Genomic DNA, 14,318 nt, shown 5'->3' with positions numbered 1-14,318 from the left:
TCACACTTCGCGCCTGGCCTATCAGTATTACCGGTCAAAAACCGACCGAAGGGCCGTTTAGCGCGCTGGGGTATTTAAATTATTTCTTCTCATGGTATAAACCGCCGTGATTTTATGAAGTTATGTACAGCATTGGCAGCAACAATGGGGCTAAGCGCGAATGCGGCCGCTCAAATTGCTGAATCTATTAGTGACCCATCACGTCCCCCCGTTATTTGGATTGGGGCTCAAGAGTGTACGGGCTGCACAGAGTCTTTGCTGTGTTCTACTCACCCCACCTTGGAAAACTTAATTCTTGATACGATTTCACTGGAATACCATGAGGTATTGTCCGCCGCTTTTGGAGAACAGGTCGAACAGAACAAGCATGCTGCGATAGAGAAGTATAAAGGCAAGTATGTATTAGTCGTTGATGGTTCTATCCCATTGAAAGATGGTGGTATTTACTGCATGGTTGCAGGAAAACCGATTGTTGAGCATATCCGTGAAGTGGCTGAACATGCGGCGGCGGTAATTGCTATTGGTTCTTGTGCATCATGGGGCGGTGTTGCGGCTGCTGGGGATAACCCAACAGGTGCAGTTGGCCTCAACCAAGTAATTAAAGATAAAACGGTTATTAATATCCCTGGTTGCCCACCAAACCCACATAACTTCCTTGCGACAGTTGCTCATTTAATTACCTTTAACAGACCTCCAAAACTAGACAGTAAAAATCGCCCAATGTTCGCGTACGGTCGATTAATTCATGAACACTGTGAACGTCGTCCTCACTTTGATGCGGGACGCTTCGCAAAAGAGTTCGGGGATGATGGTCACCGTGAAGGTTGGTGTTTATACCATTTAGGTTGTAAAGGGCCCGAAACTTACGGTAATTGCTCCACATTACAATTTTGTGATGTCGGTGGCGTGTGGCCAGTGGCAATTGGTCATCCTTGCTATGGTTGTAATGAGGAAAATGTGGGTTTTCATAAAGCTATCCACCAGCTTGCGAGTGTTGAAAACCCAACACCGCGTGCGGACAAGCCTGATGTGAATAACCGTGAAGGTGGGCAAATATCATCAACCGCAGTGGGGTTAATTGGTGGCGTTGTAGGGCTAGTGGCTGGTGTGAGTGTGATGGCTGTGCGTGAATTAGGTCGTCAAAAACGCCAACAAGATACTGACTCACGGGGAGAATAACCGTGAATAGACGAAATTTTCTTAAACTCTCCGCTGGGGGAGCACTATTAGCTGGTAGCTCGCCTAGTTTAGCTGGGGCAGAGAACCGGCCGCCAATTCCGAATTCTCTTGGCATGCTGTATGACTCGACGCTATGCATTGGTTGTCAGGCTTGTGTCACTAAGTGCCAAGATATTAACCACCCTGAGCGCAACCCTGCTGGGGAGCAAACGTGGTCAAATAACGACAAACTGACCCCTTATACCAATAATATTATTCAGGTCTGGAGTAGCGGGACTGGGGTTAATAAAGATCAGGAAAAAGACGGCTACGCTTACATCAAAAAACAATGCATGCATTGCGTTGACCCTAACTGTGTGTCGGTTTGTCCTGTTCAAGCATTAAAGAAAGATCCGAAAACAGGCATTGTCCATTACGACGCTAGTGTGTGTACCGGTTGCCGTTATTGCATGGTGGCATGTCCATTCAATATTCCTAAATATGCTTACGATGACAAATTTGGTGCAATTCATAAATGTGAGCTATGTAACCAAAAAGGTGTAGAGCGCTTAGATAAAGGGGGGTTACCGGGGTGTGTAGAGGTTTGCCCTACAGGAGCAGTGATTTTCGGTACGCGTGAAGAACTGCTGGCAGAAGCAAAAAAACGTTTAACACTCAAAGCAGGGGATGAATACGGTTACCCTCGCCAAACTTTGCATAGTAATGACCCGAATGTCATTAAAGTACCTAAATATGAGTCGCACATATATGGCGAGCTTGAAGGTGGCGGTACGCAGGTGATAGTGCTTTCAGGGGTGCCTTATCAGAATCTTGGGTTACCTGAACTAGACCAGCTTTCTACCGGCGCTCGCTCTGAATATGTGCAGCATACCCTTTATAAAGGCATGGTGTTGCCATTAGCCGCACTAGCAGGGCTGAGCTTCTTGGTATACCGCAATACCAAGAATGACAAACACGAAGGAGATGACTCAAATGACGACGCATCATAAAGAACAGCCGCTCGGTGGGCGTTTAGTCAGTTGGCCAATAATGGTCTTTGGGCCGTTGGTTCTAATTTGTGTCATTCTGATTATAAAACGTCTGGTTTTTGGACTCGGTTCCGTTTCTGACTTAAATGGCGGCTATCCATGGGGAATTTGGATTGCTTTTGATCTGCTGATTGGTACAGGGTTTGCTTGTGGCGGTTGGGCACTGGCTTGGGCAGTGTACGTATTTAATCGCGGAGAATATCATCCGTTGGTACGTCCTGCATTACTCGCTAGTTTGTTCGGTTATTCGCTTGGTGGTTTATCGATAACTATCGATGTGGGGCGTTACTGGAACTTACCTTATTTCTATATTCCCGGCTTCTTCAATACCAATTCGGTGCTGTTTGAAACGGCAGTATGCATGACGATTTATATCGGGGTCATGGCCTTAGAGTTTGCCCCAGCATTGTGTGAGCGTTTTGGTTGGAAGGTCTCGTTAAAACGCTTGAATAAAGTCATGTTTTTCATTATTGCATTAGGAGCCTTGTTACCCATGATGCACCAATCCTCAATGGGGTCATTGATGATTTCTGCGGGATATAAAGTTCATCCTATTTGGCAAAGTTATGAAATGCTGCCGCTGCTCTCACTGTTGACCGCGTTCATTATGGGTTTCTCGATTGTTATTTTTGAAGGTTCATTGCTGCAAGCTGCCTTAAAGGGGCAGGGGGCTGACGAACGACCATTATTTGTGCGATTAACGCAAATTCTGCAAGTGCTCTTGATATTGTTCTTAGCCTGCCGATTTGGTGAGTTGATTTACCGCGAAAAATTACATCACATTTTTAATGGCGATTTTTACGCCATGATGTTCTGGATAGAAACCGTGTTAATGGTGATCCCTCTGGTTATTTTCCGTATTCCATCGCTGAGAAATGACTCGCGTTGGTTATATATCAGTGGGTTGAGCATGTTAATCGGGGCGGCAATGTGGCGGATGAGCTACTCCCTTGTCGCGTTCAATCCGGGGGGCGGTTACGACTACTTCCCAACAACAGAAGAACTTTTAATTTCAATAGGTTTTGTGGCAATTGAGGTATGCGCTTATATCTTATTGGTCCGCTTACTACCTGTTATCCCAGCATTGAAAAAAACAACGATGAGCCATTCACAGGCCCGAGGTAAAGCATGAGCCAACGTATAACAATAGATCCAGTCACTCGTATCGAAGGTCACTTACGCATTGATTGTGAAATTGAAGATGGAAAGGTCACTAAGGCTTGGGCTTCAGGCACTATGTGGCGCGGTATGGAGGAAATCGTCAAAGGGAAAGACCCTCGTGATGCATGGATGATCATGCAGCGTATTTGCGGGGTTTGTACGACTGTCCATGGTATTGTATCTGTCCGCACGATTGAAAGCGCTTTGAATATTGATGTACCTGTTAATGCGCAGTACATCCGTAATATGATTTTAGCCGCGCATACTATTCAAGACCATATTGTCCATTTTTATCAGTTATCTGCATTAGATTGGGTGGATATCACCTCCGCATTAAATGCCGACCCAAATAAAGCCGCTGAAATCTTAAGCGGTATTTCAACTTGGCCGCTCAATAGCGCCGCAGAATTTACACGCGTGCAAGATAAAATTAAAAAATTAGTCGCAAGTGGTCAATTAGGCATTTTTGCTAATGGTTATTGGGGGCACCCAGCGATGAAATTGTCGCCAGAGGTAAACTTAATTGCGGTGGCTCACTATTTACAAGCCCTTGAGTGCCAAAGGGATGCAAACCGTATTGTGGCATTGTTAGGGGGGAAAACACCGCATATTCAAAACCTTGCTGTTGGTGGTGTGGCAAACCCAATCAACCTTGATGGGGTTGGTGTACTTAACCTTGAACGCTTGATGTATGTGAAATCTTTTATCGATCGTTTGGGGGATTTTATTGAGCAAGTGTACAAAATCGATGCGGCTGTTATTGCTGCGGGTTATCCTGAGTGGTTAGAAGTTGGTCAAGGTGCTCAAAATTATATGTGTATGCCTGAAATGCCAATGGATGGTAAAAATGGTAGCTTCTTATTGCCCGGTGGTTACTTAGAAAATAGTGACTTTAGTACTTATCGCCCAATTACCAGCCATACAGATGAGTATTTGATCAATGGTATTAAAGAAAGTAGCAAACATGCATGGTACAAAGAAAACGAACCACAAGCGCCATGGGAAGGAACCACTAACCCTGACTACACTGGTTGGGATGATGACGGTAAATATTCATGGGTAAAAGCACCGACTTTCTACGATAAAACTGTTGAAGTGGGACCGTTGGCAGACTTACTGTGCAAACTGGCAGCAAAACATGAGCCAACGGAAAAACATTTTAACGATGTAGTGAACCTGTACCAAACTCTGTCAGGTAACAGTATTAGCATCGACCAACTGCATTCCACATTAGGTCGTATTATTGGTCGTAGCGTGCGTTGCTGTGTATTGAATGAAACGTTGTCGATTCAGTGGCAAGCGCTGGTGGATAACATCGGCAAAGGGGACTTTACCACCTTTGTTAAACCGAACTTCCCAGAAAATGCCACCATCAAAGGGGTTGGCTTTGGGGAAGTACCTCGTGGGCTACTTTCCCACTGGGTGGTTATCAAAGACGGTAAAATTGAAAATTACCAAGCCGTTGTGCCATCGACATGGAACTCAGGCCCACGTAACTTTAACGATGAACCGGGTCCGTACGAACAAGCCCTTGTGGGAACACCCGTTGCTGACCCAACAAAACCTTTAGAAGTAGTCAGGACCATTCACTCCTTTGACCCTTGTATGTCTTGTGCTGTACATATTGTGGACACTGAAGGTGGTGAAGTCACTAAGGTTAAGGTGCTGTAATGCGTATTTTAGTCTTGGGTGTTGGCAATATCTTATTGAGTGACGAAGGGATAGGTGTGCGTATAGTGGAAGCGTTAGAAGAACGTTATCACTTGCCCGAATGTGTAGAAGTGCTAGATGGTGGTACTGCTGGTATGGAATTGATCGGCCCAATGGCCGACCGTGACCATTTGATTATTGCGGATGTGGTGTTATCGAGCCAGCAGGCTGGCTCAATTTTAGTACTACGCGATGACGAAGTGCCCGCATTATTTACCCGAAAAATTTCCCCTCATCAACTTGGCCTATCAGATGTGCTATCGGCTTTGCATTTAACGGATGAATTCCCCCAACGTCTAACCTTAGTCGGTGTGGTACCTGAATCCCTTGAACCGCATATTGGCTTAACGTTAACGGGGCAAGCTGCCCTTGAGCCCGCGTTGAGAAAAGTGGTTGAAGTGCTGCGCAGCGAAGGCCTAGAGGTGATTGCCAAAGAAGAGAGTTTACATGTCTGATGATATTAAAGGCTATGAAGCCAATCCCCGGCCTCTTGTTGAGGCCGCATTTCAGCGTGTTGTAGAGCAATCGATGCATGATTTATCTTTTTTACATCCGACTATGCCGGTTTACGCCAGTGATTTTGTCTTGTTTGAACATCAATGGGTAGGCGTTGTTATCACTCCATGGATGTTAAGCGCTGTTATTTTGCCCGGCCCTGAACAATATTGGCAGCGGCGTAGTGTGGGGGACAAATTAGGGTTAATTCTGCCTTACGGTGAAATGACTTACACCGTAGGGGAACTTGAGGGGTTAACGCAATATTTGGCTTGCTCTTTAATGTCACCATTAGATAAAGGCTTGAGCATTGAGCAAGGTATTCACCTTGTGGATGATTGTCGCCGGATTTTGCTGTCATTGCCTGTTAGCGACCCAAATATTCCGCAATCACCTGCACGTCGCGCTTTATTTGCTCGTCATTTGAAGGGGGCATAATGCATGAGGTTGCTCTGTGCCAAAGCACAGTAGACATTATTGAGCAGCAAGCCAAGCTAAATGCGGTAACACGAGTTTCAGGGGTTTGGTTAGAAATTGGAGCGCTCTCTTGTATTGAAGAGGGGGCTTTTCGCTTTTGTTTTGATATTGCTTGCCGCGGTACGGTGGCGGAGGGGTGTCAACTTCATGTTATCCATACTCCTGCGCAGGCTTGGTGTTGGGATTGCAGTAAAATGGTGGAAGTCGAAAGCCACCAATCAGGCTGCCCGCAATGTCAGAGTTTTAATTTAAAGGTTGAGAATGGCGATAGTTTACGCATCAAAGAGCTCGAAGTTGAATAGTTTTTCAGGTTGGGTTTGAGGTGCATCAACCAGTCTCAATGGATTATGTATTAACCTAATTTAACAATCTCATTGTTGGGAGTGAAACTTATGTGTAGTACTTGTGGGTGTGCTTCAGGGGAGCGCAAGATCGAGGGCGATGACCCTCATCACGACCATAATCATCACCATGACCACCCTCATGATCATCATCACGACAATGATCACCATCATGGACACGATCATCATGATCATGGGCTTTCGCACCAAGACGATAACCAAGGGCAAACGGTTATTATCCATCATCATTATTATCATCAAGGTGATGTGCATAATCACTATCACCAATATGAACCGGCTCCCGTCGAGGCGAAATCAAAAAAACATAAACATAAGCATAAGCACAAACATGTTTATCAAACTCTAGAATCAAGCTTTAAACCTGCGGGGGAGCATCACGATCTGGATTATGGCCACGGGGAGGCAGGGACTCATGCACCGGGGATTAGTCAAAAACGCATGCTGCAAATCGAAATGGATGTATTAGATAAAAACAATCATCTTGCAGAGCATAACCGTGATGGGTTTAACCAAAAAAATATTTTAGCGTTAAATTTAGTTTCCAGCCCCGGTTCGGGTAAAACAACGTTATTAACTGAAACCCTATTAAAAATGCGGGGCAAAGTAAATTGCGCAGTCATCGAGGGGGATCAGCAAACCACCAATGATGCGCAGCGTATCCGTGAAACGGGAGTACCTGCTATTCAAGTGAATACAGGTAAAGGTTGCCATTTAGATGCACAAATGGTGCATGATGCGGCCGCACGTTTAGGTCTAGAAGATAATAGTTTGTTATTTATTGAAAATGTGGGGAATTTAGTATGTCCTGCAAGTTTTGATTTAGGGGAACGTCATAAAGTCGCAGTGCTTTCGGTAACGGAAGGGGAAGATAAACCCTTAAAATACCCACATATGTTTGCGGCTGCAGACATTATGTTACTGAATAAAATCGACTTACTGCCTTATTTACATTTTGATGTGGACGCTTGTATTGCCAATGCCAAACAAGTGAATCCAAACATCCAAGTGATCCAAGTCTCTGCGACGCAAGGAGATGGTATGGACGCATGGCTAGCGTGGCTGGAGACTCAGTTATGTGCTTAGGCATTCCGGGAAAAATTGTCGCAGTGGGTGAAGATATTCACCAACTGGCGCAAGTGGATGTGTGTGGTGTAAAGCGGGACGTTAATATTGGTTTAATTTGTGAAGGGGAAACTTCAGATTTATTAGGCCAATGGGTATTAGTACACGTCGGCTTTGCCATGAGTATCATTAATGAAGAAGAAGCACAATCGACGTTAGATGCCTTAACGGCAATGAGCCAATTAGATCATGAAGTGAGCGATTTTAGTGGGTTAACAGTAGGAGACTCTGATGCAGTACGTCGATGAGTTTCGAGACCCAACGTTAGCGCAGGCATTATTAAGCCATATCCGTAAACGAGTGAGTGGCATTCCACAAGCGAAGTTCCGCCCATTACAACTCATGGAAGTGTGCGGCGGCCATACCCATGCTATTTTCAAATTTGGTATTGACCAACTTTTACCTGATGAAATTGAATTTGTGCATGGGCCGGGCTGCCCTGTCTGCGTATTACCGATGGGGCGTATCGATGGCTGTATTGAAATTGCGGAGCGCCCAGAAGTAATTTTTTGTACTTATGGGGATGCCATGCGAGTGCCTGGTCAAAAAGGCTCATTATTAGATGCCAAAAGACGTGGGGCTGATGTACGTATTGTTTATTCTCCTCTTGATACGCTAGCGTTAGCTGAACAGCAGCCTGAACGCCAAGTGGTTTTCTTTGGCTTAGGCTTTGAAACCACCATGCCGAGTACGGCGATCACCTTGCAGCAAGCAAAACGCCGTCAGCTCAATAATTTTACGGTATTTTGCCAACATATTACTATTATCCCAACGCTTAAAAGCCTGTTAGAACAACCTGATGTACGTATTGATGGCTTTTTAGCACCGGGGCATGTCAGCATGGTGATTGGCTCTCAGCCTTATCAATTTATTACGGATGACTTTCATAAACCGCTGGTGGTAACGGGGTTTGAACCACTTGATATTCTGCAATCCATAGCGATGCTTGTTGACCAACTTGCAGATGGCCGCTGTGAAGTAGAAAACCAATATAAGCGTATTGTATCTGATCATGGCAATATGTTGGCATTAAAAGCATTGGGTGATGTTTTTGAATTAAAAACAACGAGCGAATGGCGTGGACTTGGGGAGATTGCGGGTTCAGGTGTTCAGCTCTCGAAAGCTTATCAAAGTTTTGATGCAGAATTACGTTTCCAAATACAGCCTCATCAAGTGGCTGATGACCCGCAAGCTCGTTGTGGTGATGTCTTAACGGGGCGTTGTAAACCGAATGAATGTGCTCTATTTGGCAAACGTTGCACGCCTCAAACAGCATTTGGTGCATTAATGGTTTCTTCAGAAGGCGCTTGTGCGGCTTATTATCAATATCGTCGGGAGGCATAAATGAGTCGTGATGCTAACAATGTGGTGACGATGGCACATGGGAGCGGCGGGCAGGCTATGCAGCAACTGATAGAACAGTTGTTTTTGCAGGCATTTGCCAATCAAGCACTTAATGAAAGGGAGGACCAAGCGCGGTTATCATTGGCGGAGTTAACGGCTTTAGGTGACCGTTTAGCTTTTAGTACTGACAGCTATGTGATTGATCCTATTTTTTTCCCTGGTGGCAATATTGGTAAGCTTGCCGTGTGTGGTACGGTTAATGACGTAGCGGTGAGTGGCGCTATTCCTAAATATCTTTCTTGCGGTTTTATATTGGAAGAAGGTTTCCTTCTATCTGAATTACAAACTATTGTTGAATCCATGGCAGCAACAGCTGCCGCCGCAGGCGTTGAGATTGTGACCGGAGATACTAAAGTGGTGCAGCGTGGAGCTGCCGATAAAGTCTTTATTAACACTGCTGGTATTGGGGTGATCCCAAGTGAGATCCGTTGGGGGGCCCAGCAAATTCAAGCGGGTGACAAGGTAATAGTGAGTGGCACTTTGGGCGATCACGGCGCAACCATCTTAAACTTACGAGAACAGCTTGGTTTGGAAGCTGAGCTAAATAGTGATTGCGCGGTATTAACGCCATTGATTGAACCACTGCGCAATATTGAGGGGGTCCGTGCATTACGGGATGCCACCCGTGGTGGGGTTACTGCTATTTTGCATGAATTTTCACAGGCCAGTGGGTGCGGAATAGCGGTGAATGAAGGGGATTTACCCGTTTCTTCTGCTGTTAGAGGGGTTTGTGAGCTATTAGGTTTAGAGCCACTTAACTTCGCTAATGAAGGTAAATTGGTGATTGTGGTTAAACCTGACGCAGAAAGCGCAGTACTCGGCGCATTGCGCAGCCATCCATTAGGCGAAAATGCTGCTACCATTGGTTGTGTCACAGAGCAAAAACAAGTGAAATTAGTCGGGGTTTTTGGTGCCTCAAGGCTATTAGATTTACCACACAGTGAGCCATTACCACGTATTTGTTAATCAGATGCCCTATAGGCAAAAAACTATAGGGCAAACTAACAGACTAACGCCTTAGCATACCTTTATCGATAATAAACTCGATAATGGTCTCTAAGCCTACTTTTTTCTTCAAGTTGGTGAAAACATAAGGTTTGATTGGGCGCATTCTTGCGGTATCTGCTTCCATAACCTCTAATGATGCCCCAACATACGGAGCGAGGTCTATTTTATTGATCACCAATAAATCAGAATGGGTAATACCCGGGCCGCCCTTACGTGGGATTTTTTCCCCTTCAGCGACATCAATAACATAGATCGTTAAATCGGCGAGCTCTGGGCTAAAGGTTGCACTTAGATTGTCGCCACCGCTTTCCACAAATACGACATCGAGGTTTTTGTGGCGCATTGCCAGTTCCTCAACTGCCGCAAGGTTCATGGAGGCATCTTCACGAATGGCAGTGTGAGGGCAACCGCCTGTTTCTACGCCGATAATGCGGTCAGCGTCTAAGGCTTCTGCACGCGTGAGTATTTTTGCATCTTCTTGGGTATAAATATCATTGGTGACGACCGCAATTTGGTAGGTATCGCGCATCGCTTTACATAAAACTTCGAGTAATGCCGTTTTTCCTGAGCCTACTGGCCCACCGACACCAATTCGTAGGGGTTGGTTATATTCTTGCATTGTATATTTCTCATGAACGAAAAAGTCGTGTGTATTGGGTTTCATGCCGACTACTGGCAATAATTTGGGCAGGAGTAAAACTGCCGATATCTTCTAAAGGCCAAGTGGCTGATTGCGCGACAATGGTTGGGATGCGTTCTGTCAGGGTAAATAGGATGTTCTGTCCAGCACTTTGCCCAAGAGGGATTAGCTTAACACCAGACATGACGGTGTTTTCCAGCCAACCCCACGCATAGGCACTGCACAGCTTTTCAATATCAATATTCCAACTGACTGCCGCAAGAGCAAACGCCATTAACTGTGTTTGCTTAACGCAGGTCTGTGTGGTTGTATCAAGCTCAATCCCTAGCTGAGGTAGCAAGCGGGCGAAAGCAATACCTCGCTGGCGCTCCTCTAAGCGTAGCTCCTTCGTTTCACGACTGGAGATCATAAAATCACACCAATAGGTGACTTTTTCTATATCGGAACATAGCAAATGTGTATGAATTTGCCGCAAAACAGGAAGTTCTAATGTCGCAATTGCGTGGGTCATTTGTGCTGTTAACCAGCTTACAAGAGTATCCGGCGTGGTGACCCAGCCGTTTTCAATCGCCCATTCCAAGCCTTGGGAATAAGTGAATGACCCAACAGGTAAAGAGGGACTGACAAGTTGATATAAGCGCAAATCTGCTAACATGGATAAACTTCTCCAGTGTTATTAATGGTGGTGATGTTCATCGTGGTCATGTTGATGGTGATGATGATGCCCACCGGATGATCCACCATAAGCCCCCGGCTCAGGTTGGTATTTTTCCAGCCCCACACTGACCGTTGCACCTAATCCACGGGCCATATCATCTAACACATGGTCGTGAAAATAACGGCACCAACCCGCTTCAATTTGCAGAGGAACGTGGCGGTTGCCTAAGTGATAGCAAACACGCGCCAACAGCAGTGGGTCATCACTGTAAACCGTCGAAACTTGCTCTTTTGCGGCTTCGATAGTGACGAATTCCCCAGTTTCCGTGGCTAATACATCACCTTCCTTAAGTATTGTTCCACGGGGAAGGAACAACCCCGCTTCTTGTCCATCACTTAAGGTGACTTTTAAACGGCTCTTAGTGCGCTCATCCATGGTTAAACACAATGATAAATGCATATCAGGTGCCTCATGGTTATCTATAACTTTAATAAATTTTTTCATGCACTGGCTCTTCAATTAGGGATCAGAATAAAAAGTAACGTTGTGCCATGGGGAGTTCAGTGGCTGGCTCACAAACCAATGGAATACCATCAGCTTTGACAATGTAAGTTTGTGGGTCGAGCTCAATATGAGGCACATAGTTATTGTGGATCATGGATGCTTTGGTGATGTTACGGCAGCCCTCAACTCGGCCAATTTGACTTTGTAAGCCTAGTTTCTCAGGCACGCCTGCATCGATGCCGGCTTTCGACATAAAAATCATCGAAGTGTGGTATTTGGCTTTACCTAATGCGCCAAACATTGGGCGATAATGGACAGGTTGAGGCGTTGGAATAGCCGCATTAATATCCCCCATAGGGGCATAAGCCACCATGCCACCCTTCATAATCAAGGCCGGTTTAATGGCAAAAAAGGCAGGGTCCCACAACACGATATCCGCGAGTTTACCTTTTTCAATCGACCCGACTTCATGGGCAATGCCATGGGCGATAGCGGGGTTAATTGTGTATTTAGCGACATAGCGTTTAATTCGGTTATTGTCACTTTCCGGTGTATCCCCTTCTAGGGTGCCACGCTGCAATTTCATTTTATGAGCGCATTGCCAAGTGCGAATGATAACCTCGCCAACACGCCCCATTGCTTGCGAATCAGAGGACATGACAGAAATTGCTCCCATGTCATGCAAAATATCTTCTGCTGCAATGGTTTCACGCCGAATTCGCGACTCGGCAAAAGCGACATCTTCAGGAATAGAAGGGTCGAGATGATGGCAAACCATCAACATATCCAAATGTTCGTCCACCGTGTTGATGGTATACGGCATAGTTGGGTTGGTTGAAGCGGGTAGAATATTGGGCTCACCCACAGATTTGATCACATCAGGGGCATGACCACCCCCAGCACCTTCAGTATGGAATACGTGGATCACTCGTCCAGCAATGGCTTTGACGGTTTCCTCATAAAACCCACCTTCATTTAAGGTATCTGAGTGGATAGCGACTTGCACATCCATTTCATCTGCGACATTTAGGCAGTTATCAATTGCCATTGGGGTTGCGCCCCAGTCCTCATGGATTTTAAGGCCAATTGCACCTGCTTCGATTTGTTCGCGGATAGCTTCAGGTTTGCTTACGCAGCCTTTACCAAACAGGCCCACATTGATGGGTAACTCGTCTACTGCTTCTAACATGCGGTACATGTTCCAGATACCGGGCGTTACTGTCGTCGCATTAGTACCAGCTACAGGGCCCGTTCCACCGCCTATAAATGTAGTAACTCCAGATACCAAACCTTCTTCTGCTTGCTGTGGGCAAATGAAGTGAATATGGGTATCGACACCGCCTGCGGTAATAATTTTACCTTCACCGGCAACCACTTCTGTTCCCGGGCCAATAACAATATCTACGTTGGGTTGAACGTCAGGATTACCTGCTTTACCAATACCGGCAATACGGCCATTTTTAATACCGATATCTGCTTTGACGATCCCCCAATGGTCTAAAATAATGGCGTTGGTGATTAGGACATCAACACATTGGTCACTCGTGACTTGGCTTTGCCCCATGCCGTCACGGATGACTTTACCACCGCCAAATTTAACTTCCTCACCGTAAGTGGTGAAATCTTTTTCGATCTCTAAAAATAACTCGGTATCTGCTAAGCGTAAGCGGTCACCTGTTGTTGGACCAAACATATCAGCGTAAGCTTGCCGTGAGATAGTTTTCATTATTAATTCTCACTCTTTAACTTGCCCATGACTTTGCCATGGAAGCCATAAATTTCTCTTTTGCCACTAAATGCGACTAACTCAACCGTACGGCTTTGGCCTGGTTCAAAACGAACGGCCATACCCGCAGGGATATTTAAACGAAAGCCTAACGTCGCTTCCCGCTCAAATTTAAGGGCGTCGTTCACTTCATAAAAATGGTAATGAGAGCCAATCTGAATAGGGCGATCACCATGGTTAGCGACTTGGACGGTTTGGGTTTCTCGACCTGCATTGAGTACGATGTCACCTAAAGCTGAGTTAACTTTAATTTCACCGGGGATCATATTGCTACCTATACAATTGGGTCATGAATGGAAACAAGTTTAGTGCCGTCAGGGAATGTGCATTCCACTTGGACGTCTTTGATCATTTCGGGGACACCTTCCATGACTTGATCGGCGGTTAAGATGGTACGGCCTTCACTCATTAATTGTGCGACGGTTTTACCATCGCGAGCGCCTTCCATAATCTCACAACTGATCAACGCAACCGCTTCTGGATAGTTGAGTTTTAATCCACGATCTAAGCGCTTTTGCGCAACAAGCCCGGCGGTAAAAAGCAATAATTTATCTTTCTCTCTTGGTGTTAGTTCCATTTTTGCTCCTAAAAATAACGTTTAAGTTGCCCAAATTCGTGGTGGTTCAGGGCAATAACCTAGCCAGTGCTGCCTTGTTGCTTGCCAAATTTGCACAAAGCAAGCCATCATAGGTTCAGTTTGAGAACCTAATAACCGCAATACTAAAATGCCATCAACATCCGTTAAGCCATATTCGATAGGTTTATTCTTTGAAACGAAAAGCGG

The 14,318-nt window shown here is 45.6% G+C and carries 18 protein-coding genes and 1 pseudogene; 12 read left to right on the top strand and 7 right to left on the bottom strand.

Annotation, left to right across the window (positions count from 1 at the left end):
• The 12 genes from OQV04_RS20325 to hypE all read left to right on the top strand — a co-directional run.
• On the top strand, positions 1-110 hold a 110-nt coding region (locus tag OQV04_RS20325; protein ID WP_332642715.1), incomplete at its 5' end, for a hypothetical protein.
• Entirely contained in the window at positions 79-1,179 is a 1,101-nt protein-coding gene (hybO, locus tag OQV04_RS20320) for a hydrogenase 2 small subunit (protein WP_332642713.1), read from the top strand. The genes OQV04_RS20325 and hybO, both read left to right, overlap by 32 nt.
• 2 nt (positions 1,180-1,181) lie before the next feature.
• Entirely contained in the window at positions 1,182-2,168 is a 987-nt protein-coding gene (hybA, locus tag OQV04_RS20315) for a hydrogenase 2 operon protein HybA (protein ID WP_206226755.1), read from the top strand.
• Positions 2,152-3,339 (top strand): Ni/Fe-hydrogenase cytochrome b subunit, encoded by a 1,188-nt coding sequence (gene hybB, locus OQV04_RS20310; RefSeq protein ID WP_042846124.1) that lies wholly within the window; start codon positions 2,152-2,154, stop codon positions 3,337-3,339. Before hybA ends, hybB begins: the two co-directional genes overlap by 17 nt.
• A complete protein-coding gene (hybC, locus tag OQV04_RS20305) occupies positions 3,336-5,039 on the top strand; it encodes a hydrogenase 2 large subunit (protein WP_042846122.1) in 1,704 nt (567 codons plus the stop codon). Before hybB ends, hybC begins: the two co-directional genes overlap by 4 nt.
• The gene (locus OQV04_RS20300) at positions 5,039-5,533 is read left to right on the top strand and encodes a HyaD/HybD family hydrogenase maturation endopeptidase (RefSeq protein WP_042846121.1); all 495 of its coding nucleotides are present in this window, start codon (positions 5,039-5,041) and stop codon (positions 5,531-5,533) included. The genes hybC and OQV04_RS20300 overlap by 1 nt, the downstream gene beginning before the upstream one ends.
• Complete coding sequence (gene hybE / locus OQV04_RS20295; RefSeq protein ID WP_048606210.1) at positions 5,526-6,011, top strand: hydrogenase-2 assembly chaperone; 486 nt, start codon at positions 5,526-5,528, stop codon at positions 6,009-6,011. The genes OQV04_RS20300 and hybE overlap by 8 nt, the downstream gene beginning before the upstream one ends.
• Positions 6,011-6,352, top strand: coding sequence for a hydrogenase maturation nickel metallochaperone HypA (gene hypA / locus OQV04_RS20290; protein WP_042846119.1), 342 nt, complete (start codon positions 6,011-6,013; stop codon positions 6,350-6,352). Before hybE ends, hypA begins: the two co-directional genes overlap by 1 nt.
• 90 nt (positions 6,353-6,442) lie before the next feature.
• The gene (gene hypB / locus OQV04_RS20285; protein WP_042846118.1) at positions 6,443-7,495 is read left to right on the top strand and encodes a hydrogenase nickel incorporation protein HypB; all 1,053 of its coding nucleotides are present in this window, start codon (positions 6,443-6,445) and stop codon (positions 7,493-7,495) included.
• Entirely contained in the window at positions 7,486-7,782 is a 297-nt protein-coding gene (gene hybG / locus OQV04_RS20280; RefSeq protein ID WP_042846117.1) for a hydrogenase maturation factor HybG, read from the top strand. Before hypB ends, hybG begins: the two co-directional genes overlap by 10 nt.
• Positions 7,766-8,878: a hydrogenase formation protein HypD gene (gene hypD, locus OQV04_RS20275; protein WP_272678852.1), complete on the top strand. Its 1,113-nt coding sequence runs from the start codon at positions 7,766-7,768 to the stop codon at positions 8,876-8,878. Before hybG ends, hypD begins: the two co-directional genes overlap by 17 nt.
• Complete coding sequence (gene hypE / locus OQV04_RS20270) at positions 8,879-9,904, top strand: hydrogenase expression/formation protein HypE (protein ID WP_072065734.1); 1,026 nt, start codon at positions 8,879-8,881, stop codon at positions 9,902-9,904.
• A 43-nt stretch (positions 9,905-9,947) separates the two neighbouring features.
• Here the strand turns inward: hypE and ureG are convergent, their stop codons facing one another.
• The 7 genes and pseudogenes from ureG to OQV04_RS20235 all read right to left on the bottom strand — a co-directional run.
• Positions 9,948-10,565: an urease accessory protein UreG gene (gene ureG / locus OQV04_RS20265; protein WP_042846115.1), complete on the bottom strand. Its 618-nt coding sequence runs from the start codon at positions 10,563-10,565 to the stop codon at positions 9,948-9,950.
• Between the two features lie 10 nt (positions 10,566-10,575).
• Positions 10,576-11,241, bottom strand: a complete 666-nt coding sequence (locus OQV04_RS20260) for an urease accessory protein UreF (RefSeq protein ID WP_272678851.1) — start codon at positions 11,239-11,241, stop codon at positions 10,576-10,578.
• Positions 11,242-11,262: 21 nt separating this feature from the next.
• Positions 11,263-11,748 (bottom strand): urease accessory protein UreE, encoded by a 486-nt coding sequence (gene ureE / locus OQV04_RS20255; protein WP_042846112.1) that lies wholly within the window; start codon positions 11,746-11,748, stop codon positions 11,263-11,265.
• A gap of 22 nt (positions 11,749-11,770) precedes the next feature.
• Positions 11,771-13,474, bottom strand: coding sequence for an urease subunit alpha (gene ureC / locus OQV04_RS20250; protein WP_048606220.1), 1,704 nt, complete (start codon positions 13,472-13,474; stop codon positions 11,771-11,773).
• Positions 13,475-13,476: 2 nt separating this feature from the next.
• Positions 13,477-13,800 (bottom strand): urease subunit beta, encoded by a 324-nt coding sequence (locus OQV04_RS20245; protein WP_042846109.1) that lies wholly within the window; start codon positions 13,798-13,800, stop codon positions 13,477-13,479.
• Between the two features lie 8 nt (positions 13,801-13,808).
• Positions 13,809-14,111, bottom strand: a complete 303-nt coding sequence (locus tag OQV04_RS20240) for an urease subunit gamma (protein WP_042846107.1) — start codon at positions 14,109-14,111, stop codon at positions 13,809-13,811.
• Positions 14,112-14,132: 21 nt separating this feature from the next.
• Positions 14,133-14,318, bottom strand: a pseudogene (locus tag OQV04_RS20235) (urease accessory protein UreD); the annotation flags it as partial.

Source organism: Escherichia sp. Lx600-2 (assembly GCF_036662595.1).
Classification (GTDB): domain Bacteria; phylum Pseudomonadota; class Gammaproteobacteria; order Enterobacterales; family Enterobacteriaceae; genus Escherichia; species Escherichia coli.
This window is presented reverse-complemented; position numbering and strand designations above follow the sequence as displayed.